The organism is Succiniclasticum sp., from assembly GCF_056977735.1.
In genome coordinates this window covers 89,023-110,867 of the sequence record NZ_DBMCWA010000006.1, presented here as the reverse complement: position 1 = coordinate 110,867, position 21,845 = coordinate 89,023, and the positions used below count along the sequence as shown (strand labels likewise).

General features: G+C 49.3%; 20 protein-coding genes, 1 tRNA gene and 1 pseudogene. 3 read left to right on the top strand and 19 right to left on the bottom strand.

Features of this window, described 5'->3' with window-relative positions:
- Positions 1 to 196 precede the first annotated feature (196 nt).
- The 12 genes from typA to ACZOWY_RS04970 form a co-directional block, all read right to left on the bottom strand.
- A complete protein-coding gene (gene typA, locus ACZOWY_RS05025; protein ID WP_484393450.1) occupies positions 197 to 2,032 on the bottom strand; it encodes a translational GTPase TypA in 1,836 nt (611 codons plus the stop codon).
- 188 nt (positions 2,033 to 2,220) lie between these two features.
- Positions 2,221 to 3,498 carry a TRAP transporter large permease gene (locus tag ACZOWY_RS05020; protein WP_484393449.1) on the bottom strand — a complete coding sequence of 426 codons (1,278 nt, stop codon included), beginning with the start codon at positions 3,496 to 3,498 and terminating at the stop codon, positions 2,221 to 2,223.
- The gene (locus ACZOWY_RS05015; RefSeq protein ID WP_484393447.1) at positions 3,495 to 4,112 is read right to left on the bottom strand and encodes a TRAP transporter small permease subunit; all 618 of its coding nucleotides are present in this window, start codon (positions 4,110 to 4,112) and stop codon (positions 3,495 to 3,497) included. Before ACZOWY_RS05015 ends, ACZOWY_RS05020 begins: the two co-directional genes overlap by 4 nt.
- Before the next feature lie 21 nt (positions 4,113 to 4,133).
- Complete coding sequence (locus tag ACZOWY_RS05010; protein ID WP_484393445.1) at positions 4,134 to 5,162, bottom strand: DctP family TRAP transporter solute-binding subunit; 1,029 nt, start codon at positions 5,160 to 5,162, stop codon at positions 4,134 to 4,136.
- 449 nt (positions 5,163 to 5,611) lie between these two features.
- Positions 5,612 to 7,219 carry an MBL fold metallo-hydrolase RNA specificity domain-containing protein gene (locus ACZOWY_RS05005; RefSeq protein ID WP_484393443.1) on the bottom strand — a complete coding sequence of 536 codons (1,608 nt, stop codon included), beginning with the start codon at positions 7,217 to 7,219 and terminating at the stop codon, positions 5,612 to 5,614.
- Between the two features lie 176 nt (positions 7,220 to 7,395).
- Positions 7,396 to 8,616, bottom strand: a complete 1,221-nt coding sequence (locus ACZOWY_RS05000; RefSeq protein WP_484393440.1) for a RecQ family ATP-dependent DNA helicase — start codon at positions 8,614 to 8,616, stop codon at positions 7,396 to 7,398.
- A 16-nt stretch (positions 8,617 to 8,632) separates the two neighbouring features.
- Complete coding sequence (gene nth / locus ACZOWY_RS04995) at positions 8,633 to 9,271, bottom strand: endonuclease III (protein ID WP_484393438.1); 639 nt, start codon at positions 9,269 to 9,271, stop codon at positions 8,633 to 8,635.
- 59 nt (positions 9,272 to 9,330) lie between these two features.
- Positions 9,331 to 10,695, bottom strand: coding sequence for a DUF711 family protein (locus ACZOWY_RS04990; protein ID WP_484393436.1), 1,365 nt, complete (start codon positions 10,693 to 10,695; stop codon positions 9,331 to 9,333).
- Positions 10,696 to 10,709: 14 nt separating this feature from the next.
- Positions 10,710 to 10,979: an ACT domain-containing protein gene (locus tag ACZOWY_RS04985; RefSeq protein WP_484393435.1), complete on the bottom strand. Its 270-nt coding sequence runs from the start codon at positions 10,977 to 10,979 to the stop codon at positions 10,710 to 10,712.
- An 80-nt stretch (positions 10,980 to 11,059) separates the two neighbouring features.
- Complete coding sequence (locus tag ACZOWY_RS04980; protein ID WP_484393431.1) at positions 11,060 to 11,713, bottom strand: HAD family hydrolase; 654 nt, start codon at positions 11,711 to 11,713, stop codon at positions 11,060 to 11,062.
- A gap of 71 nt (positions 11,714 to 11,784) precedes the next feature.
- A complete protein-coding gene (locus tag ACZOWY_RS04975) occupies positions 11,785 to 12,261 on the bottom strand; it encodes a PTS sugar transporter subunit IIA (RefSeq protein ID WP_484393429.1) in 477 nt (158 codons plus the stop codon).
- Positions 12,262 to 12,308: 47 nt separating this feature from the next.
- Positions 12,309 to 12,521, bottom strand: coding sequence for a DUF2905 domain-containing protein (locus tag ACZOWY_RS04970; protein ID WP_484393427.1), 213 nt, complete (start codon positions 12,519 to 12,521; stop codon positions 12,309 to 12,311).
- Between the two features lie 191 nt (positions 12,522 to 12,712).
- On the opposite strand from ACZOWY_RS04970, the pseudogene ACZOWY_RS04965 reads away from it, so the two are divergent.
- Positions 12,713 to 12,916: pseudogene (locus ACZOWY_RS04965) on the top strand (2-hydroxymuconate tautomerase family protein); the annotation flags it as partial.
- A gap of 268 nt (positions 12,917 to 13,184) precedes the next feature.
- Here the strand turns inward: ACZOWY_RS04965 and ACZOWY_RS04960 are convergent.
- A complete protein-coding gene (locus ACZOWY_RS04960; protein ID WP_484393425.1) occupies positions 13,185 to 13,808 on the bottom strand; it encodes a methylated-DNA--[protein]-cysteine S-methyltransferase in 624 nt (207 codons plus the stop codon).
- 351 nt (positions 13,809 to 14,159) lie between these two features.
- Between ACZOWY_RS04960 and ACZOWY_RS04955 the strand changes: the two genes are divergently transcribed.
- A complete protein-coding gene (locus ACZOWY_RS04955) occupies positions 14,160 to 15,482 on the top strand; it encodes a nitrogenase component 1 (RefSeq protein ID WP_484393422.1) in 1,323 nt (440 codons plus the stop codon).
- A complete protein-coding gene (locus ACZOWY_RS04950; RefSeq protein WP_484393421.1) occupies positions 15,475 to 16,938 on the top strand; it encodes a nitrogenase component 1 in 1,464 nt (487 codons plus the stop codon). The genes ACZOWY_RS04955 and ACZOWY_RS04950 overlap by 8 nt, the downstream gene beginning before the upstream one ends.
- Before the next feature lie 172 nt (positions 16,939 to 17,110).
- Here the strand turns inward: ACZOWY_RS04950 and ACZOWY_RS04945 are convergent, their stop codons facing one another.
- The 6 genes from ACZOWY_RS04945 to ACZOWY_RS04920 all read right to left on the bottom strand — a co-directional run bounded on the left by ACZOWY_RS04945 (position 17,111) and on the right by ACZOWY_RS04920 (position 21,757).
- Positions 17,111 to 18,397 carry a bifunctional metallophosphatase/5'-nucleotidase gene (locus ACZOWY_RS04945; protein ID WP_484393419.1) on the bottom strand — a complete coding sequence of 429 codons (1,287 nt, stop codon included), beginning with the start codon at positions 18,395 to 18,397 and terminating at the stop codon, positions 17,111 to 17,113.
- Between the two features lie 59 nt (positions 18,398 to 18,456).
- On the bottom strand, positions 18,457 to 19,107 hold the full coding sequence (locus ACZOWY_RS04940) for a hypothetical protein (protein WP_484393418.1): 651 nt from the start codon (positions 19,105 to 19,107) through the stop codon (positions 18,457 to 18,459).
- 21 nt (positions 19,108 to 19,128) lie between these two features.
- Positions 19,129 to 20,412 carry an S-layer homology domain-containing protein gene (locus ACZOWY_RS04935; RefSeq protein WP_484393416.1) on the bottom strand — a complete coding sequence of 428 codons (1,284 nt, stop codon included), beginning with the start codon at positions 20,410 to 20,412 and terminating at the stop codon, positions 19,129 to 19,131.
- Positions 20,413 to 20,462: 50 nt separating this feature from the next.
- Positions 20,463 to 21,155 carry an LrgB family protein gene (locus ACZOWY_RS04930; RefSeq protein ID WP_484393414.1) on the bottom strand — a complete coding sequence of 231 codons (693 nt, stop codon included), beginning with the start codon at positions 21,153 to 21,155 and terminating at the stop codon, positions 20,463 to 20,465.
- A gap of 3 nt (positions 21,156 to 21,158) precedes the next feature.
- Positions 21,159 to 21,518: a CidA/LrgA family protein gene (locus ACZOWY_RS04925; RefSeq protein WP_484393413.1), complete on the bottom strand. Its 360-nt coding sequence runs from the start codon at positions 21,516 to 21,518 to the stop codon at positions 21,159 to 21,161.
- A 164-nt stretch (positions 21,519 to 21,682) separates the two neighbouring features.
- A tRNA-Arg gene (locus ACZOWY_RS04920) sits at positions 21,683 to 21,757 on the bottom strand.
- Between the last annotated feature and the right edge of the window lie 88 nt (positions 21,758 to 21,845).

The window sequence follows — 21,845 nt, the reverse complement described above, 5'->3', positions numbered from 1 at the left end:
TCCATCCCATTTGATTTAATGAACGGTCAAAAAACTTCTCTATATCTATATATTGTAGCAGATTCAAAAAAAAACACAACATGTTTTCTTAAAAAAATACCGTAAAAGCAGGTTTTTTTCAAGTTTTTTGCATAAAATGCCGGATATACGGATCTGGATACTGAACCATTTGCATAAAACGGGATGCCTGCCGGTCTTATTTATCGGCCACAGCAGCATTCTTGGCACGCCCGCGCATACGGCCACGTTCTACCCGGTCCAATACCCGTTTGCGCATACGGATATTTTTAGGCGTAACCTCTACCAGTTCATCGTCGTTGATATGTTCCAGTGCCTGTTCCAGTGAGAAGAAAATAGGGGGAATCAGACGGATTGCATCATCACTGCCGGATGCGCGCATGTTGGATACATGTTTCTTCTTGCAGGGATTGACGTCCATATCATCTTCACGGGAGTTTTCACCGATGACTTCTCCCTGATATACATTCTGGCCCGGTACAATATACATGATGCCACGTTCCTGACAGTTTCCGATGCCGTACGCACAGGTCTCTCCGTTTTCAAAAGCCACCAGGCTGCCGCGGGTGCGGCCAGGGATAGGTCCCTTGTAATAATCATACCCGGCATACACATGGTTCATAACGCCGTTGCCCTTGGTATCGGTCAGGAACTGGTTGCGGAATCCGATCAGGCCTCTGGCGGGAATCTTAAACTCCAGCCGCATATAACCGGCCATCTCATGCATGTTTACCAGTTCGGCCTTGCGGGTTCCCAGGTCTTCCATGACAACGCCCATAAAATCCTGCGGTACATCAATAGTCAGGGCTTCCATAGGTTCCATGGTATGCCCGTCTTTGTCTTTACGCAAAATAACTTTAGGCTTGCCTACCTGAAGTTCAAAGCCTTCCCGGCGCATAGTTTCAATCAAAATAGACAGATGCAGTTCACCGCGCCCTTTTACAATAAAGGTATCGGTATTTTCTGTTTCCTCAACCCGCATAGCCACGTTGGTCTGGATTTCTTTCATCAGACGGTCCCGCAGATGGCGGCTGGTCACATACTCGCCTTCTTTGCCTGCAAAAGGACTGTCATTTACCAGAAATTCCATAGACAGGGTGGGCTCATCAATTTTGATACCCGCCAGCGCTTCCGGTTGTTCAGGATCTGCAATGGTATCCCCGATTTCCACATTGCTCAGGCCGATCAGTGCCACAATGTCACCGGCTTTCACTTCAGGTGTCTCAACACGTTTCAGACCCTGATACGTATAAAGGCGTCCGATTTTTTCGATGGAGACCTTCTCCTCATGCATCAGCGCGATCTGCTGACCGTTCTTAATCGTACCGCGCACTACGCGGCCAACTACGATACGGCCCACGTAAGAATCATAGTCCAAGGTGTTGGCCAGCATCTGAAGCGGCTGTTCCGTCTCAACATCCGGAGCGGGAATGGTATCCAGAATTACCTGGAACAGCGGTTCCAGATTGTCGCTTTCATCCTCCATGGACAATTTGGCAAAACCGGAACGGGCAGAAGTGTAAACAACCGGAAATTCCAGTTGTTCATCGTCTGCTTCCAGCTCGATGAACAGGTCAAGGACTTCGTCCACTACTTCCGCAGCCCGCTGGTCCGGACGGTCTATCTTATTGATGACCACGATGGGTTTCAGGTGCTTTTCCAATGCCTTACGTAATACATATTTGGTCTGCGGCATGGGGCCTTCATAAGCGTCAACCAGCAGCAGCACGCCGTCCACCATGGTCAGCACCCGTTCTACTTCCCCGCCAAAATCCGCATGGCCCGGTGTATCCAGAATATTGATCTTAGTACCGTTATGCATAACGGATGTGTTTTTAGACAAAATCGTAATGCCGCGTTCCCGCTCCAGATCGTTGGAGTCCATCACGCGTTCCGCGACCTTTTCGTTCTCACGGAAAATATGGCTCTGCCTGAGCATAGCGTCCACTAAAGTGGTTTTGCCATGATCGACATGGGCAATAATGGCAATGTTCCGGATATCATTTCTGATCATTATGCTGTTTCCCTCTCTCAAAAAAAATTAAATTGTCAGTCATCCCCATAGGAAGCGCACCGCAATCCAGCTGCGCCTTTGGGCTTTTCCCTGATTTCACAGTAAAAGAATGAGGATGCTTATCAGAGCATCCTCAACTTTGACTCAAATATTATATTCTTTTTGTATTTCACTGTCAACAGAAAACCTTATTTTACTACGCTGGGAAGCCATGTTGCCAATCCGGGTACAAAGCAGAGGATCAGCATTTCAATTCCCATAACCACTGCATAAGGAATAACGCCCTTTACAATCTGGGTCATCTTGCTGTCGGGGCTGACGCCCTGCAGCACGAACAGGTTCATGCCTACCGGCGGCGTGATCAGCGCCATTTCCATATTAATCTGCAGGATTACGTTGAACCAGATGGGGTCAAACCCAAGCTGCAGGATGATGGGATACAGGATGGGAACCGTAATAAAGATGATGGAAACGGTTTCCAGAATGCAGCCCAGGAACAGCAGCAGGCAGTTGATCATAATGAAGAAAATCCACCGGCTCAGCTGCATTTCCGTTACCATCAGGGTCAGCGCCTGAGGCACCTGTAAAATCGTCAGCACGAAGCCGAACAGGGTGGCGCCGATCATGATGCAAAAGATCATGGAAGAAGTTTTCACCGTACCCAGCAGGATATTCGGCATATGCTTCAGGGTCAGGGTCCTGTAAATACAGAACGTAATGAACAGGGAATACACCGTGCCCACAGCCGCCGCTTCCGTCGGTGTGAACGCGCCGGTGTAGATGCCGCCCACTACAATAACCGGCAGCAGCAACCCCCAGATGGAACTTTTCAGCGCGTCGATCCGTTCCTGCCAGGAGGCTTTCGGCTCCAGCGGCAGGTTTCGGGATTTATAAACCACCACGCCGATAAAGAAGATGGTCAGCATGAATCCGGGGATAACACCGGACATAAACAACTGCCCGATGGATTCGCCGGTGATGGCACCGTAGAGAATCATGGGAATCGAAGGAGGTATCAGGATGCCCAGGGTACCGCCGGCTGCCACCGCGCCCAGCACTACCGTACGCTCATAATTCCGTTTCAGCATTTCCGGAATGGCAATGGCGCCGATGGTAACCGCACAAGCTGCGGACGAACCGGTTATCGCCGCGAAGATACCGCAGGCAACAATAGTCGCCGCACCCAGGCCGCCGGGCAGGTGGCGCAGCCATTTATTGCCCAGTTCGAACAAATCGTTGCCAACCTTCCCCTCCAGCAGGATCTGGCTCATCAGCACATACAAAGGCACCGCGCAGAGCACAAAGTCATCCAGGGACTTATACGCCAGCAGCGGGATCTGGTTCAGGGTACCTTCCCCTCCCATAAATAAAAGCATACCGACCAGGCCGCCCGTTCCCAGGGCAAACCCTACCGGCAGACCGATAGCCAGCAGGACCAGCAGCATCACGGTGAACAAAATAATCATTTTGCCACCTCCCCTGCCGCTACAGCCGGATCATAGTCCGGATCTCCCAGTTTTATCAGGTTTTCCAGGAATGTCCGGATAAAATGCAGGAACATCAGACCAAAACCGACAGGCAGAGACGATTGCGGAATCCACAGGGGCGTCCGCAGGGTCGTAGGGGCAATGATACCGTGTTCCAGTGACATGGCTACCATACCGATGGCATACACGGTTACAATGCCGCAGAAAACCATGCCGATAAACGAAGTGATTACGCTCAGGATCTCATTGGTCCGCTTGCTTAAATGAGAAAGCAGGATGTCCACTTTGATATGCTTGTTAGCCACAAAGGTGACAGCCATACCCAAAAAACCCGCAATGGTCACACAGTAGGTAGAAATTTCCACTACCCACTCCGTAGGACTGTTGAACAATCCCCTCATGATTACTTCATATACGACAGAAAACGCAGGAATGAACAGCAGCAGACCGGCAATGACACCTACCACACGGGTCAGCCCCATTAAAAACTTCCTGTAAACTGCTAAAAAACTTTTCACATCAATCTCCACATTACTTGTAATAAATTTAATGGTAATACCGCCGATTGCGTCACAACCGGCGGTAACTGTCATCAGAATGCAGGAAACTGTTTTTTATTTCGTGCACATTTCCAGAATCTTTTTGCCCTGTTCGCCGGCGTGTTTGATGAAGATATCCCATACCGGTTTGGTAGCTGCCTGCCAGTCTTTGATCTCGTTTTCAGGTACTACATACACTTCCATACCTTTGGCTTTCAGATCTTCCAGACCTTTCAGGTCTTCCGCTTTGGCATTTTTACGCAGGTCATCACGCACTTCTTTGGCTGCTTCCATAAATGCCTTCTGCTGCGCTTCGCTCATCTTGGCGAAGGATTTGTCGTTCATGGCTACGACAAATTCCGGAGACGCATGATTGGTTATCGTCAGGTATTTGGTAACTTCATACATTTTGCGGTCACGCATGGCCGGAGCACCGGAGGACTGTCCGTCGATGGTACCGCGCTGCAATGCCATATAAACTTCGCCGGCACCCATGGTTACCGGGGACGCGCCCAGGGCCTTGATGGTTTCAGAAGCCAGTTCGCTGTAGCCGCGGATCTTCAGTCCCTTGAAATCTTCCGGCTTTTTAATGGGTCTCTTGTTGTTTGCATATTGTACAAAACCGTAATCCGCCCAGTAAACAACCTTTACGTGTTTCTTGGCCATCTCATCTTCCAGGATCTTGCCCATGCCGCCGTCAATTGCGGTATCCACCTTTTCGTAACCGGGGAACACGAAGGGTACGTCAAATACTTCCATAGCAGGGATAATGGTCGCCCAGCGGCCTACCGTGTTAAGCCCCATATCCACGCCGCCGGTCATAATCGCATCGTTCATCGTCTTATCATTGTACAGCTGGCCGGCCGGGAACGAAGTAATGACAACCTCTCCCTTGGTTTTATCCTTTACCTTCACGATAAAGCTCTCTACACCTTTTGCTACCGGATGATTAGCCGGCAATGCATAGGCTAATTTATATTCAACTTTTTTCCCTGCTGCCGGGGCCGCCGCCTTTTTATCGCCGCCTCCGCAGCCTGCCATACAGATTGCCGCCATTGCCAAAGTCGCTACCGCCGCTGCTTTTAACCATCTTGCTGATTTCATAATTGTTCCTCCACTCCTCATTTGATATAGAATAATAAAAACACAGAGTAACAGGGCCGCTGAAATCCATTGTCCGAAAACAATCTGGCAGCAAGCGCTGCTATAAAAAAACGCCCCTGTCGGAAAACTCCGGCAGGGGCGTGATTCACGCGGTACCACCCTACATTATACTCCTGGCCTGTAACGCCGCCACAGCGCTTTATCCTAAAGACAATACCATTCAGATAAAGAGTTCGCAGGCGAGACGTTCCACTGCTTCTACCGGCTTACACCAGCCGCCGGCTCTCTTGCGTCCGCATATGAAACGATTCCTGTTCATAACTTCTATTTGAAATTAAGACAAGTATAGCAAGGCAGATTTTAATTGTCAATATTTTTTTCACATTCTGTTTACAATCAAACGAATAAATAATATTTTTGTTTTCCTGTGACGGACTTTAGAAAGCAAATTACAAATTTCCCAGCATGTCGTCCATATACCGGCGGACCTTTTCCAGTTTCTTCCGCATCTGGTCTGCTTTTGCGCTGTCCCGTAAGGCAATCTGTTCCATCTTGTTCCGGTATTGCATATAATTCCGCTCGATTGCTGTAATCGTATCCTGCAGTTCCGCAACTTCCGGAAGCGTTTCCACTTCGGGCGCCGCTTCAATGACATAATCCGTTCCGTCTATCGATACACTGTCACCATATTTAGGTATGTAAGCCGCCGTCCCCAACTGCATCTGCAGGTCTTTGGACAGTTCGCTGGCCGCGTCGAATTCCCCATGTGTCACAAAGAAAATCTTCGGTTTTTGCGGCATCTTCTTATACCAGTCAATAAGCTGCTCCTTGTCAGCATGGGCAGAAAAGCCTGTCATATTAACAATTTCCGCAGCCACATGGATGGTTTCCCCCATAATTTTTACTTTTTTTACACCGTCGATCAGATTCCGGCCCATGGTCCCTTCCGCCTGATAGCCGGCAAAGACCACCGAACATTCCGGCCTCCACAGGTTATGCTTCAGGTGATGCAGGATCCGTCCCGCATCCGCCATACCGCTGGCAGATAAAATAATTTTAGGACCTTCTATACCGTTGATCATGCGCGACTCTTCGGCCGTAGGTGTAAAATGCACATTCTTCATGGCAAAGAGCCGGTCTCCCTGGAATTCAACAAGCGCACGGGTCTCCGCGTCATATTCTTCCTTACTTGCCAGTGTGATTCCTGTGGCTTTAGTCGCCAGCGGACTGTCAACATAAATCGGCACGTCCGGAATTTTCCCTTCCTGTGACAGTTTCTGGAAATAATACAGCAGCACCTGGGTGCGTCCTACTGCGAAAGCAGGGATAACCACATTACCGCCCCGCTCCACGGTCTCATTGATTATTTTGGCCAGCTCCGCTTCTTTATCGTAGGCCTTATGTTTCCTGTTCCCATACGTGGATTCCGTTATAATGAAGTCCGCACCTTTTAAAATGGTGGGGTCTTCTACAATGGGCTGTTTCGGCTGCCCCACATCACCGGAAAAGATCATGGTTGTCGTCTTTCCGTTTTCCTCTATTTCCAGACGCACTACCGCGCTGCCAAGGATATGCCCGGCGACCCGAAGCCTTGCCGTTACGCCCGGAATCACCGTAAAGGTTTCTTCAAAATTATGAACATAGAAATGTTGCAGTGCCGTATACGCATCGTCTACCGTAAATAACGGAAGCACCTGTGATTTTCCGGCCCGCAGCCCTTTGCGGTTGGCATATTCTGCGTCGGACTCCTGGATGTGCGCGCTGTCCGGCAGCAGGATCGTGCACAGTTGCTGGGTAGATTTTGTGCAGTGAACGTGTCCTTTAAATCCTTCTTTAACCAGACGGGGAATCAGGCCGCTGTGATCTACATGGGCATGGGTCAGCACCATGGCGTCGATCTCCGCCGGATTAAAGGCGAAAGGTCTCTCATTAAAGGCTTTGATGGATTTAGAGCCCTGGAACATGCCGCAGTCCACCAGCATCTTTTTTCCGTTGACTTCCAGTAAATAACAGGATCCCGTCACCGTCCTTGCCGCGCCTAAAAAAGTCAGCTTCATAAAAACAACCTCCCGAACAGCATTCTGCGCATAAACTTAAACATTTTCATCAATGATCAGCCAATAACCAGACGAATCGCCGGTATTCTATGCAAACTGACCGATTCACATATATCTGCAAGCCTTCTTCTATGTTATTCTCTGTTGGCTTCGATTTTCCTGCAAAAAGACCCCTGTCAATTTCGGAAAAAATCTGTGAACTGTTTCCACCAGCCGGCTTTACAGCAGAAGCCACACTTTCCGCAATTCGCATTCGTATCTTCCCCAAAATACCGTAAAATGTAATTACGCAGACAACCGTCATAATTACAGTAGTCCCACATAGACGCCAGAAGCTGCAATGCACGTTCCGGTTTCTCCTGCTGTTGCGCCAGTTCCCTGCAGACACGCAGATCTTCCGGACTGTAAAACAGGGTACAACGCGCGTCCTCTCCATTCCGTCCGGCCCGTCCCGCTTCCTGATAATACTCTTCCAGGCTCTGGGGCATATTGTAATGGATCACAAAGCCTACGTTACTCTTATCAATTCCCATGCCGAATGCCGAAGTCGCCGCAATCACACGCACTTCATCCTTGATAAACGCTTCCTGATTCCTTTGTCGCTCCCCAACCGTCAGGCCTGCATGATAACGGGCCACAGAAAATTGATGCTGCCGCAGCAAACGGAAACAGCATTCCACATAGTGATGGGTGGAGCAGTACACAATGCCGCTTTTTCCTTTCACCGTTTCCAATTCGTCCAGCAACGCCCTGTCCTTATCTGCAGGGGATTTTTTAGCAAAGAACAGATTCGGACGGTCAAAACCCCGTATCACGACCGCCGGATCCGAAAGCCCCAGACTGCTGATAATGTCCTGCCGTACGGCAGGTGTAGCCGTTGCGGTAAAGGCCGCATATAAAGGCCGCTGCGGCAGACTTTCCACAAATCCTCTGATATTCAGGTAAGAAGGACGGAAATCGTGCCCCCACTGGGATACACAGTGCGCCTCGTCCACAACTACAAAGTCCGGCGGATTCTGTAAGGAAAAACGTAGAAACCGTTCATTCTGCAGCCGTTCCGGTGAAAGGTATACCAGCTTATAAACACCGGTATGAATATCATACATAACTTCGTTATAAGTATGCTTACTCATACCGCTGTTAATACAGACCGCAGGAATGTTTTCCTGTTGCAGGTGCGCTACCTGGTCTTCCATCAGGGAAATCAGCGGCGAAATTACAAAGGTAAGTCCCTCCTGCATCAGGGCAGGTACCTGGAAGCAGACGGATTTCCCCGCTCCCGTAGGCAATACAGCAAGGCAGTCCCTGTCGCTGAGAATCGCGTCTACTACTTCCCGTTGCCCGGGGCGGAAGTTGTCGTAGCCGAACCATGCTTTTAGAATTTTTTCCGGTTGCAAATAAGCACCTCCTGAACTATTTTGTAATATTCTTTTCTTTAAACGGACACAACTGCAGGCAAACGCACTCCTCACACAGGGGTTTCCTGGCTTTGCAGGTGAGACGTCCGTGCCAGATGAACCAGTGATGGGCGTCCGCCCATTTGGTCTTGGGTATCAGTTTCTGGAGATCCAGTTCCGTCGCCTCCGGTGTTTTTGCTTCCGAAAGTCCCAGGCGGTGGGAAGTGCGGAATACGTGGGTGTCCACGGCGATGGCAGGTACTTTGTAGACTACGCTGGCAATCACGTCCGCCGTCTTGCGTCCCACCCCGGGAAGTTTCATCAAAGTCGGAATGTCCCTGGGAATTTCACCGCCAAATTCTTCTGTCAGCATGTGGCACATGCCCAGCAGGTTTTTGGCTTTGGCCCGATACAGGCCGCAGTCGCGGATTTCCTCTTCCAGTTGCTCCTGCGTCAGCGCGCCCATCTTTTCCGGCGTGTTCAGCCGCGGGAAAATACGGGCTGTGATCTTGTTGATCCGTTCGTCTGTACATTGGGCCGACATGATGACAGCACAAAGCAATTCAAAGGGAGAATTGTAATGCAGCGCCGTGCCGATTCCGTTATACCGTTTTTCCAGTGCGGCGATAATTTCCTGTTTATCTTTTTTTCGCATTGTATGTACCTCTTTGAAAAAAGCAACCCCCAGTACAGACCAAGAGCTGCTTCGTTTTATCAGTTTGTCAGGCTGCGCACCGGTGCCGGAATCCGTCCTCCCCGTTCAATAAAGGTATCAGCCTTAAATTTGCTGACGCCCATGATAGGCGCATGCCCCAACAGACCGCCGAATTCTACCTGTTCGCCTACGCCTTTACCGGGAACCGGAATCACTCGCACCGCCGTGGTCTTGTTATTGATCATGCCAATCGCAGATTCATCCGCAATGATAGCGGCAATGGTTTCTGCGGAGGTATCGCCGGGAATGGCGATCATATCCAGGCCTACCGAGCAGACACAGGTCATGGCTTCCAGTTTTTCCAGGCACAGGCTGCCCCGTTCCACTGCGGCGATCATACCCGCGTCTTCGCTGACGGGAATAAACGCGCCGGACAAGCCGCCCACGTAACTGGATGCCATCAGCCCGCCTTTTTTCACCGCATCGTTCAGCATGGCAAGCGTTGCCGTGGTGCCGGGACCGCCGCAACTTTCCAGGCCGATCTCTTCCAGAATATGCGCTACCGAGTCGCCGACTGCCGGCGTCGGTGCCAGCGACAGGTCGATGATGCCGAACTGGGTGTTCAACCGTTTCGCTGCCTCCTGGGCCACCAGCTGTCCTACCCGGGTAATTTTGAAAGCGGTACGTTTGATTACTTCCGCCACCGCGCCAATGTCCTGTCCACGGACCGCTTCCAACGCATGTTTCACCACACCGGGTCCGCTGACGCCCACGCTGACTACGGATTCCGGTTCTGTCACACCATGAAAGGCACCGGCCATAAAGGGATTATCGTTTACTGCATTGCAGAACACCACCAGTTTCGCGCAGCCGATGGCATCGTTGGCCGCCGTCTTTTCTGCCGTAGCTTTTACCACACGGCCCATTTCCGCCACAGCATCCATGTTGATACCGGCTTTTGTGGAACCCACGTTGACGGAAGAGCAAACCACTTCCGTGGTAGCCAGCGCTTCCGGAATGGAAGCGATCAGGTTGCGGTCGCCTTTGGTATAGCCCTTGTCCACCAGCGCGCTGAAGCCGCCGATAAAGTTGACCCCTACTTCATGGGCCGCTTTATCCAGCGCTTTGGCCAGTGGCACATAATCATTGGTATCGCAGCTTTCGCCCACCATGGAGATTGGTGTTACGGAAATACGTTTATTGATGATCGGCACGCCCAGATCGGATTCAATATCTTCCCCGGTCTGCACCAGTTTTTCCGCTTTTTTGGTAATCTTGTCATAGATTTTATCCGCGCAGACTTTCACGTCCGGATGCCCGCAGTCCCGCAGGCTGATGCCCATGGTGATGGTACGCACATCCAGATTGTGATGGGTGATCATCTGCGTAGTTTCCAGCACATCGTTAAAGGTTAACACTGACATGACGATTCCTCCGTTTAAATCTGGTGCATAGCCGTGAATATATCTTCACTCTGCACACGAATCTCCAGCCCGATTTCTTCAGACAGTCTGTCCAGATGTTCTTTCAGGGCCTTAATACTCATTTTGGAATCTGTCATATCCGCAATCAGGACCATGTTAAAGAATCCGTCCATGATGTTCTGATTGATATTCAGAACATTGACCTGATTATTGGCAAGTATATTGGTAACTTTGGCTATAATGCCAACTTTATCTTTTCCCACTACAGTAACAACGATACGCATTGTAATAACCCTTCCTTCCCTCTTATAATCAGCGTCTCCTTAAGCAAATTAACAAATGTACGGACAGACTCCGTATTTTTTTATTGTATCACATAACGCAAAATTTCAAAAGGTTCATCAACAATGACCTCAGCCTTCTGCTCTTCCAGGAATTTTCTTCCTTTGAATCCCCATGCCACACTGATACAGGAGATCCCCGCATTTGCCGCTGCCTGCAGATCAACTTCCGAATCTCCCACATAAACGGCTTCTTCCCTTCCCACATGAAGATTCTTCATGGCTTCCCATATTAAATCCGGTGCCGGTTTTTTGGCAATTCCCTCCCGTTCGCCGGACACCGAGGAAAACAGACTGCCAAAATACTCCGGAACCAGTTCCTGCACGGCAAAATCAGGTTTGTTCGAAACGACACCAAGCAGGAATCCCTCTTTGGCCAGTTCTTCCAGCATCTTCATGATACCCGGGTAGGGGCCAGTGTTATCTTTGCAATGCTCTTTATAAAAAATATTGAAATCTTCACGTACCCGTTCCAACGCCCACTCTTCCCTGTCAGGAGACACCGCCCTCTCGATCAGCTTCCGTGCCCCGTTTCCCACAAAGCGCCGGATATCTTCCACAGACCGCTCCGGAAATCCGTTTTTCCGTAATGCATAATTTGTCCCTTCCGCCAGATCCGTCAGCGTATCCAGCAGCGTACCGTCCAAATCAAAAATTATCGCTTTATACCGTTTCATTCTTACCCTCTTCGCCCTGTATTGTTTTTGAAACCGATTCCATTTCCCGATAAGGCAGCTATTGTTCCGCCTCAGCCGATTTCCACCGCATCTTCCAGCGCTTTTACACGACCGGCCTTTAACAGGGTAACCTCTTTGCCTTCCGGCAAATCGGTAAACACACAGAGACACGCGTCGGAAGGCGCATTCGCTTTCACATAATCCGTGTCAAAGGCCAGCAGCTTATCGCCTTTTTTCACTTCCTGCCCTTCGGTAACATATACAGTAAAACCATTCCCTTTTAAATTTACCGTATCAATGCCGATATGCAGCAGATATTCCGTCCCGTCTTTTGTGGTCAGTCCCAAAGCGTGCTTTGTTTCAAAAATAAAACCCACTGTGCTGTCGGCAGGCGCAAATACATCGCCGTCAGCCGGCTTTACCATGAAACCGTCGCCGTTCATTTTCTCGGCAAACGCTTCATCCGGTGTCTCTGTGATGGAACAAAGAACTCCGGTAAAGGGACTTGCAAACTTCTCTTTCTTTTTACCAAACAATGAACCAAACATGATCTATCACCTCGTAAAAGTTTCGGTACTGCTTCTCTTGTCTGTTATCAACGGAACAGGTGGGCCAGCACACTCAGTATCACACTGATGACGATACAGCTTACCCATGGGAAATAAAAACTCCCATGCTTGCCTTCCATATGGATATCCCCCGGAAGGCTGCCAAACGGCAGGAACTTTCCGCCAAAATGGATGACCACTCCTGTAATTACCAATATGATCCCCAACTGGATCAGCATCTTTCCCAGACCACCGGACATGGCAAACCCCTTTTCTCTTCCATACCTCAGCTTACTGAACAGAAAATCTCTGTCAGAATAAAAAATTTTGAGCAATTCCTAAAATTTGTATAGATATTCTTACCAATTTATTATAAAATATATAGATGTAAAAACCAACTGTTTTTTCTTTATTCCCAAAAGTTATTTCATTTTCGAGAGGAGATTTTATTATGCCTTATGTAAACATCAAAATTACAAAAGAAGGTAACGTCACTCCGGAACAGAAACGTCAGCTAATTGAGGGCGCTACCAAACTGCTGGCCGATGTGCTTCACAAAAACACAAAAACCCTTGTTGTGACCATTGATGAAGTTGACATGGATAACTGGGGCATCGGCGGCGTACCGGTAACCGAACTCCGTAAGATCGCCAAAGAAAAAGCCGCGGCGGAAGCCAAGGCTGCCGAAGCCGCAGCGAAAGAAGAAGCCAAGGCCAAAAAGAAAGCGGAAAAAGAAATGGCCAAAGCCGCCAAAGCGGAAGAAAAAGCAAAAAAGGAAGCCGCAAAAAAAGAAAAGAAAGCAAAGAAAAAATAAAATCTTTCCTTCTTTAGAGAGAGTTTTTTATCAAAGCGTGTATTTTTTTAATTTTCAGAAAAACATTTTTCAGTCAGACCCGGCCTTCGTGATAAGCAATATCTGCCTGTCACGAAGGCTTTTTTTTCTTTTTCGGCCAGAACAGCAGCGTCATATCCGTATGCTCATGCTGCAGTAATTTGTACTTCATATCCAGCCCGCCTGCATAGCCTGTTAAGTTTCCATCGCTTCCGACCACGCGGTGACAGGGGATGATAACGGCCACAGGGTTATGCCCCACTGCTCCGCCGATTGCCTGGGCCGACATCTTTTCTTTATGCAATTTCCTGGCAACGACCTTTCCGATTGCCCCATACGTTTCAGTCTTTCCGTAAGGAATCTTCAGAAGTTCCTGCCAGACCAGTTTTCGGAATTCACTGCCCTGCGGCGCCAAAGGCAGTTTTCCGGGATCCGGCTTTTCTCCGGCAAAATATGCATCCAGCCAGGCGAAAACCTTATTCAGAAGCTGTATTGCCTTATTACGACCTGTCTCTTGCTTTCTTTTGTTATTCTCCTCATCTGCTGCGACATTTTCTTTTGCATTTATTGAGGTTATCTCATTTTGGCTAATCAGCTCTGCTGTTTTCCACAGCCCACATTCCTGCGTTGCAAACCCGGCCTCCAGTACATGGGTCCCGTTACAAACAATGGTTATATTCCCCAGCGGGGAACAGTACACCGAAGCATAAATCATATTATTCTCTCCTCTCTTCCCGTTCCGGCAGATTCCCGAATCTTAAGGAAGCACTGATTACTTTACCTGCACGCTAACCGGTGCTTTTTGTGACTGACTGCGTCAATGTCCCGCAACGCAACTGCGGGCACTGACATTTGTCTTCCAGCCATAATTGTACGGTTATATTATTTTACCACATTTTCCCTATAGCGGCCTTTCATATGTTATAATATAAAAGTTAAAACAATACTGAATTGAGACTGATTCTTAATAAAGTGTTTTACACGTTGTTGTTTTAAAATAACGGAAATGCTTTGAAAACATTTGGCTGTAAACGGAATCTGAAGAACCGGAAATCGGTGGTGAAATATGGAAAAGAAAAATAAATTAGCTACCAAATGGCTTTTTACAAAAAACAAATCCTGCAGCTGTACCATGCCCGGCGTGTGGCGGGCAGTGAGTTTCTGTGACGGATGTGCCGTCATCTTCCACAGCCCTTTGGGCTGCGCCCACGTGGCCACATTGATGGACCTGGGCGCCCAATACCGTCTCATCGGTGATCATCAGGACGAAAACAGGGATACGGTCCCCCTCATTTCCTCCAATCTGCAGGAAAAAGACTGTATCTTCGGCGGCGTGGAAAAACTGCGGGGCTGTATCGCCCACGTGATGGAAACCTGGCAGCCCCAATGCCTTTTTATTGCCACATCCTGCGTGGCCGGTGTCATCGGCGACGATGTGCAGCAGGAAGCAGAAGACGCGGAAGCGAAATACGACATTCCTGTCCTTTGTGTACCTTACGGCGGCTTTCTGGGCGGAGAATACTCTGACGGCTATTTCCAAACCGTACGGCTGATTATGGAACGCTTCATCAAGCCGCAGCCGAAAGTGCCGGGCCGCGTCCTGCTGTTCGGCGACCAGATGGGCCCCTGCGGCCAGTACGCCCGGGAAGTAAAGCGGCTGCTTTCATATTTTGGTTTGGACGTGAAGTGGCAGTTCCCTGGTTATGTTCCTTTTGCAGAATGGAGTGAGCTTTCTACCGCTTCCCTGCTGATTCCGTTAAGCTATGCCGGACAGACCCAGGGCGGCCTGGAAAAAACAGCGGCGGAATGGGCCGAACGGTTTGGCACCCAGTCCATTTGCGACATCTACCCGGTCGGCTGGCAGAACACCTGTACCTGGCTGCGGAAAATTGCGGCATTTGTAAAAGATGAAGCAAAAGGCGAAGCTGTAATCCAACAGGAAGAAAAACGGCTGCTCGATTACGTGGAATCCATTTTACCCGTGACGAAAAACAAAAGAGCTGTGCTGGGCATCGGCCGCGGCCCCCGCTGGTACAATCCGGCGGAAACACTGCACACCATGAAACGCATGCAACTGGATATCTCCGCAGTAATTCTGTATGACAAGCTGATGCCGGAAGAAAAAGATGCTGTCATTACTGCTGTGGAAAAATGGAAAACAGCTGCCGGTCCGCAAGATATTGCGATTTCAGCTGATGGCCATTATAAAGACTGTCTTGAGAAGGCCGATGTGCTGCTGACAACGGACGAGCTGCCGGACAATCCGGTAAAACAGTTCTTCATCCCCATGGTTCCCTTGGCCGGAACCGACGGAGAACTGATCCTGATGCGCACCATTTACCGACTGCTGTGCCGTTACGGAAACAAAGGAGGAATCGCATATGCCTGATCAGAATTTCAAAACCTCCTGCCATCACATGTCTACCTGCGCCCTCACCGGCGCCTCTGCATTTTTTGATGCTATCCCGGGCAGTTTCATGCTCATCAATGGACCTCTCTGGTGTTATTTTTACGCTATGAAATATGTAGAGGATTACGACGCCTCCGCCCTGCGGCGTTTTCATTGCACCCAGCCGGAAGGCAATGCGCTGGTCTACGGAACGGAAAAAGACCTGCTGGCCGGTCTGGATTTTGTAAAAGCGAACTTCACGCCGGAACGTATTTTCATCCTCAATAACTGCAGCGTCAGCCTGGTTGGCGACGATATTGCCGGCATCGCGACCAAAGCAGAACTCCCCTGCCCCGTTTATGTTGCGGACTGCGGCGGTATTGCCGGCGATTTTTCCGAAGGATATGAAATTGCATTGCTGCGCGTGATAGAAGAAGTAAAAAAGAACGCCAAAAACAATACCGGTTTATGTTATAAAAAAGGAAAAACGCAAAACGGAAATACCGAAGGCAATGCAACAACATCAGGCAAAAATTCAAAAACTGACACGGAATCCGCAGAAGCAACCAACTCGATGGACGGCAGATGCGATGCGCAAGTTACAGGTAATACTAATACTTTTAAAGCCGGTTCCGGAATGCCTTCCGTCAACCTGTTGGGCCTTTCTCCTACGTACTTCCGGGGCGAAGAAGACATAAAAGAAATCCGCCGCATTCTGGAAACAGCAGGCTACCGTATCAATTCCATTCCCGGCGGTGGTTCCGGCTGGGACGAAATCATGCGATTGCCCGAAGCAGATTTGAATCTGGTAGTTCGGGACGAGCTGGCGTTAAAGGCAGCAAAACAATTAGAACAAGATTACGGCACACCGTACCTGTCCGCCGGTATGCCCTACGGAATTGAAGGGACACTGCACTGGCTGGACAAAATCAATGAGGTTTTGCCTGCCAAAAATCCGGAAGCAGTACGGCAGGAAGCAGAAGCCGTCAATGCCCGGCTTCAGTTCCGCAGCAGCAACATGCAGTCGCTGTGGGGTCCCCTGTGGTTCGACAACATCCTCGTCGCCGCCCCTCCCTCCGAAGCAGCCGGCATCGCGGAAGCCGTACGTGGCGAATGGGCCGATACAGGCAATCTGATCATCCATTTTACACAGGGCACAGCCCTCCGTCCCAAAGCTGCCACCAAAATCTGCATCGCCGGAAAAGACGACGCAGCTATGAAAGAAACCTTTGAAAATTGGAGCGGAGGCCTGGTTATGGGTTCTTCTTTAGAAGCAAGCCGCCTCGTACGTTTGAAGAAACCCTTCGTTAATTGCAACATCGTACTGCCCGCCTACCACGAAATCATCGCCACTGACTTGCCCCTTTGCGGTATCCGTGGCGCCGCGTATCTGTTTGAACGGATCTGGAACGCAAAACTGAGTGCCTGCATGGACGAAGTAAAGCAAACAAACTAAATAACAAAAAGAACAGACATCGCAAAAACGGCACATCTCATCTCATGGAATGACGCAATCGTTTCCTATGTTTTGCTCTCGCCTGTTCTTTTTTTCCCCTATTGGACAACATTTAAGCATTCGGCCAGTGCCGGTCTTGTCCTGCCCCTGCTACCAATCATAATCACAGGGATTACCGGATTTTAATCCTCCCTGTTCCGTACGGGTTTTCGTACCCATCTTTAATTTTAGCGTTCAAATGGTTCTGTACATATTCCATGATGGCGTCCACGTCGGTCATCACCGCATCAAGCGGCATGTTACAACCCCTGAACATAACCATACCGTTGCCGCCGTCTTTTAAAATGTAACTGGTCCCGCCAACTTTATATATCTTCTTCAAATCGATGGGCTGCCCGTTGATCATAACATCTTTTATACGACGCTCACCTCTGACTTCAACAAAGTTGCCCTTCACATCTTTCACCACACCGGACGGTACGGAAGAATCAATCGTGTAAGTCATGCCTGAAACATGCAGGAACCCGCCGCTTTCTTCCGGATAATTCACAACGCCAACCTCCAGCGCATCCACAATCTGCTGCCCGGTTGCTTCCACTACTGTACACATGTTGACAAAGGGGAACGCTTCCAGCAGATCGTTATAGGAAAAGACGCCCGGCTGAATCGTTTTACGGATAGAACCTCCGTTAACAATAGAAATATCGGTATCCAGTACAAACCGGTACGCATCCGCAACCAAGTCTCCCAAATTAGTTTCTCCGTTGCGCACCCGGCGTTTGCCGGTAGCCGGATCATCGCTGGTAAGCGTTACCATAGCTTCCCCGACCGGCTGGTTCAGAATCGCTTCAAACCGTTTGTTTTCACCGGCGACGAGAGCAGAAACGTCGGGGTCTGCAGCCGACAGCGTTTTGATCAGGGTGGAAGAAACCGTTCCGTCTTCATGAATCACAAGCTGTCCCAACGCCTGCAGTTTTGTTCCTGCCTGCACTACCAGCACATCCTTGCCGATCGCATTGGTAACCTGGTGAGGCGGTTGGTACTGTTCATGGGAATGCCCGTCAATCACCGCGTCAACATTATATGTATGGGCCGCAATCGCACCGCTTGACCACTTCGGCAGAGCGCCGTTGGTCCCCAGATGGCCGACGATGAAAACATAGTCCGCTCCTTCTTTACGTGTTTTGTCAATGGTCTCCTGCAACGCTTTGTACAGTTTCCCACCACTTTCATCTTCTAAAAATCCGTAAATAAACTTTCCGTTTTTATCCTGGAAATATTTAGGGGTAGAACTGGTCAGGGTCTGCGGCGTCGTCGCCCCGATAAAGGCCACCTTCTTATCTCCCAGCCCAAGCATTTTATACGGCGGCAACACCAGTTTCCGGGTTTTGATATCAATCAGGTTGGCGCAATAATAACCGCATTTCATCTGGGAAGCAAGCTTTAAAAACTGCTCCATCCCATAGTCAAATTCGTGGTTGCGTCTGCACGCTTGCCGGTGTTTTTTATGTTCCTGTTTTACGGGAACATCAGTTCCGCCACATGCACTGCATGTTTTCCTTCCGGTAGTCCCTGTACCAGTCCGGTAAGGCAGGAGTTGCAGTAACAGGCTACGCGCTCTGTTGTAAAACGCTGACAGTACTCCTTAAGATATGCGTCAATCTCTTCCGGAGATTTCGACTTCATATCTTTTTTGATTTCCGCAAAACGCAGCGGCGCCAGGGTAAAATTGTCAGGACGCATGGGCCCGAGCAAAAAGCTGCCGTCAAAGTTGCTTTCTTCTTCTGTACCGGGAAGTTCCACAATTTCCACATTCATTTTGCGGAGTACGCTCCGCACCGCCGCCTTTTCCGCTTCTTTCGTTTTGGCACGGTAGCAGTCCTGTAACGTGATACGTTCCCCTTTATAATCCGGGAACGGAAACTCCGGCAGGTTGTCGATAAATTCATACAGGCTTATCACTTTCGCAGCCGGCTGGTTCTCGCTGATAATAATGCTGCAGGTTTCGCATACAGTAATTACTGTATCATTCCAACCCGACAGGGCTTTATGCCCGGGGCGGCAGCAACCTGCCACGCGTACTCCGGCAGACTCCATGAACTTTTTGACCCGTTCAGAAGTTTCCGGACGTAATCTCGTAAAATTACAGCTTGGAAAATAATACTTCATAAACATCTTCCTCCCGTAAAATCAAAACGTGATTGTAAAATCTGACCACAGGACTTTTGTTCTCGTGTCATCTCCGTCTATTTCTTTCTTCATAGGCCGGGTATCATAATAGGAAACACCTAATACCATGTTTTTCGCAACGGTCAGCTCACCACCAACAGACCAGCCTTTAAATCCGGATTTAAAATCCGTATAGCCGTCTATCGTGTGCAACAGGTAGGTTGAACGCCCCTGCCGGTAGTAACTGGCCTCCAGGCCCCAGGTACCGGGTTTCTTCTCCTCAGCGCCTTTGTAAGACAGGCCAACCACAAACCCGTCATCGTCTACCGGCTGACCTCCTGCCAGCGTATCCCGGTTCCCCTTCAGATACATGGTATTCAGGCCCAGATCTTCCGTAACGTTGAAGTCTAATCCGGCGTACCAGATGCCAAGCCTGTCTTTCCCGTTATAGGCAGCTTTTCCGTCAGCATCCAGTTTTGTGTTCATGTAACCGAGCCTGCCGTTTACGAACCCGTCCGTCTTTGTCCCGATTTCCGCAGTCCAGAACGTTTTGGCAAAATGTTCTCCCTCAGCCGGCGCGGTTTCATCTTCGTTTATTTCAGTCAGCTTCCCAAAGGCACCGCTGACATAGTACTTATCACCGAAGGACACCCGCACCGCGTCATATTCTCCATCATAAACATTACCGTCAGCAAAATCATCGTCATCCCTGCCGGCTGTTACATGTAATCCCCCCAGCCTGCCTTCTGCTTTTGCAATATCGAATGATGTTTCCTCGTTTCCGGCATAATCATGGAACCACTGCCGGTTTTCAATACGCCCGACATACTTCCAATTATCGTTTATATTTCCGGTCAGATACAGACGGGTACGCAGTTCGTTTTCAAATTTCTTTTCATGTTCCGTAACATTACGGTTGGCTCTTGCATAATAATAATACGCTTCACCGGTAACCTTGACATTATCGGATTTTTTCTCCAAAGATGCCACACGTACCCCCAGCGCTTCCAGTTCGTCCGCAAATTCAGCGGTCAGCCTGTCAACGTTGGCTCCTTTAGCCATGGCTTTGGCTACAATCTGCGCCATCTCATACCGGGTCATAAGTCGGTCGCCCCGGAATGTATCATCGCCATAGCCTTCAATCACCCCGGCTGCAGCCAGCTTGTTTATACTTTCATAGGCCCAATGTCCGGCCGGGACGTCGGCAAACGGATTCGCGGCATACGCACCCGGAAGCAGGGCCGCCTGCATTACGATAAAAGAAGCCGCAGCGAACAACGTTTTAAAAGATAAAATCCCTTTCATATAGTATTCCCCTTTGTCTTTATTTCATACTTCAATGATTCACGGTATCCTTACAGCAGTGTTGCAAACACCGAAGCCGCGACCACGGTCATAATTCCTGCCAGCGCAATGGAAAGCGAACTCATGGCCCCTTCCACTTCGCCCATCTCCAGCGCCTTTACCGTGCCCATGGCATGGCTGGAACATCCGATGGCGATGCCTTTGGCGATGGGTTCCCGAATCCGGAAAATCTTGCAGACAGATTCCGCAAACATGTTGCCGAGGATGCCGGAGATAATGATGGAAGCCGCCGCAATCGAAACATAGCCCCCCAATTCTTCAACCACCCCGATGCCTATCGCTGTTGTGATGGATTTGGGCAGCATGGTCACATAGGAAGCACGGTTCAGTCCAAAGAGCCGTGAAAAAGCCAGCACTGAAAACATGGTAACGATAACGCTGGATGAAATACCGAACATGACAGCCTTAAAATTTTTCTTCAATGTATCCAGCTGCCGGTACAGCGGAACCGCCAGACAGATAGTAGCCGGCGTCATCAGATAGCTGATGTATTTCGCGCTCTCATTATACGTCTGGTATTCGATACCGAACAGACGCAGGAATAAAATCGTAAAGACAATGGCCAGCAGCAGCGGATTGACCAGCGGATGTTTCACCTTCTGCTTCATGGCCATGCCGATGCCGTAAAAGAACAGCGTGATGAATATGCCAAAAAATGTTGATGTTTCCCAAAATGTGTTCATAAATCAGGTTTCCTTTTCATTTTGATTATGCAAGAACCATTGTGTAATCCGTCCCGTTACAATCATGACAATCAGCGTGACTACGATAATAATGGTGACGTACGCAGTTAACGACGCCTGCAATTCACCCCAGGCGTCGATCAGCCCCACGGCAGCAGGCACAAACAGCACCGGCATAATGAAAATCAGAAAATCCGACACTTCTTTGATATCATCCACCTGCAACACCTTCCGTTCCAGCAACAAGAACAGAAGCACGATTCCGTAAATACTGGCAGGTATCGGAAACGGAATCAGCGCATGCAGTAGTTCCCCGGCAAAGGACAGAAATATGATGATGGTAAATTGTTTAAACAGTTTCAAAGCGGATAACTCCCGTACAACAATTAATTAATAATTATGACCTTTACACTCACCAGTCAGAATTATCTGCATCATGCCGCTGTAAGCGGATGATGCAAAACAAGTGTATCACAGTTTTTAAATTAAAAAAAGCCCTGCAATTCAAATTGCAGGGTTATTCTCTCTGGTGCGCCTGAGAGGAATCGAACCTCCGCACCCGGTTCCGGAGACCGGTGCTCTATCCACTGAGCTACAGGCGCATTCTTAAATTGTACGAAAAGTATTGTAGCACAGTTTACGGTTTTTCGCAAATTTTTTTCGATTTTTCGTATAAACACGAAATCATCC

Coding starts and splice junctions, on each gene's coding strand:
- ACZOWY_RS05005 (WP_484393443.1), bottom strand. CDS start 7,219: ATGAAGCTGACTTTTTTAGGCGCGGCAAGGACGGTGACGGGATCCTGT.
- ACZOWY_RS05010 (WP_484393445.1), bottom strand. CDS start 5,162: ATGAAATCAGCAAGATGGTTAAAAGCAGCGGCGGTAGCGACTTTGGCA.
- typA (WP_484393450.1), bottom strand. CDS start 2,032: ATGATCAGAAATGATATCCGGAACATTGCCATTATTGCCCATGTCGAT.
- ACZOWY_RS05015 (WP_484393447.1), bottom strand. CDS start 4,112: ATGACAGTTACCGCCGGTTGTGACGCAATCGGCGGTATTACCATTAAA.
- ACZOWY_RS04955 (WP_484393422.1), top strand. CDS start 14,160: ATGGAAAAGAAAAATAAATTAGCTACCAAATGGCTTTTTACAAAAAAC.
- ACZOWY_RS04985 (WP_484393435.1), bottom strand. CDS start 10,979: ATGCGTATCGTTGTTACTGTAGTGGGAAAAGATAAAGTTGGCATTATA.
- ACZOWY_RS04975 (WP_484393429.1), bottom strand. CDS start 12,261: ATGTTTGGTTCATTGTTTGGTAAAAAGAAAGAGAAGTTTGCAAGTCCC.
- ACZOWY_RS04950 (WP_484393421.1), top strand. CDS start 15,475: ATGCCTGATCAGAATTTCAAAACCTCCTGCCATCACATGTCTACCTGC.
- nth (WP_484393438.1), bottom strand. CDS start 9,271: ATGCGAAAAAAAGATAAACAGGAAATTATCGCCGCACTGGAAAAACGG.
- ACZOWY_RS04970 (WP_484393427.1), bottom strand. CDS start 12,521: ATGTCCGGTGGTCTGGGAAAGATGCTGATCCAGTTGGGGATCATATTG.
- ACZOWY_RS04935 (WP_484393416.1), bottom strand. CDS start 20,412: ATGAAAGGGATTTTATCTTTTAAAACGTTGTTCGCTGCGGCTTCTTTT.
- ACZOWY_RS04940 (WP_484393418.1), bottom strand. CDS start 19,107: ATGAAGTATTATTTTCCAAGCTGTAATTTTACGAGATTACGTCCGGAA.
- ACZOWY_RS04930 (WP_484393414.1), bottom strand. CDS start 21,155: ATGAACACATTTTGGGAAACATCAACATTTTTTGGCATATTCATCACG.
- ACZOWY_RS04980 (WP_484393431.1), bottom strand. CDS start 11,713: ATGAAACGGTATAAAGCGATAATTTTTGATTTGGACGGTACGCTGCTG.
- ACZOWY_RS04945 (WP_484393419.1), bottom strand. CDS start 18,397: ATGGAGCAGTTTTTAAAGCTTGCTTCCCAGATGAAATGCGGTTATTAT.
- ACZOWY_RS04960 (WP_484393425.1), bottom strand. CDS start 13,808: ATGATTTATGCTTCGGTGTACTGTTCCCCGCTGGGGAATATAACCATT.
- ACZOWY_RS04990 (WP_484393436.1), bottom strand. CDS start 10,695: ATGTCAGTGTTAACCTTTAACGATGTGCTGGAAACTACGCAGATGATC.
- ACZOWY_RS05020 (WP_484393449.1), bottom strand. CDS start 3,498: ATGATTATTTTGTTCACCGTGATGCTGCTGGTCCTGCTGGCTATCGGT.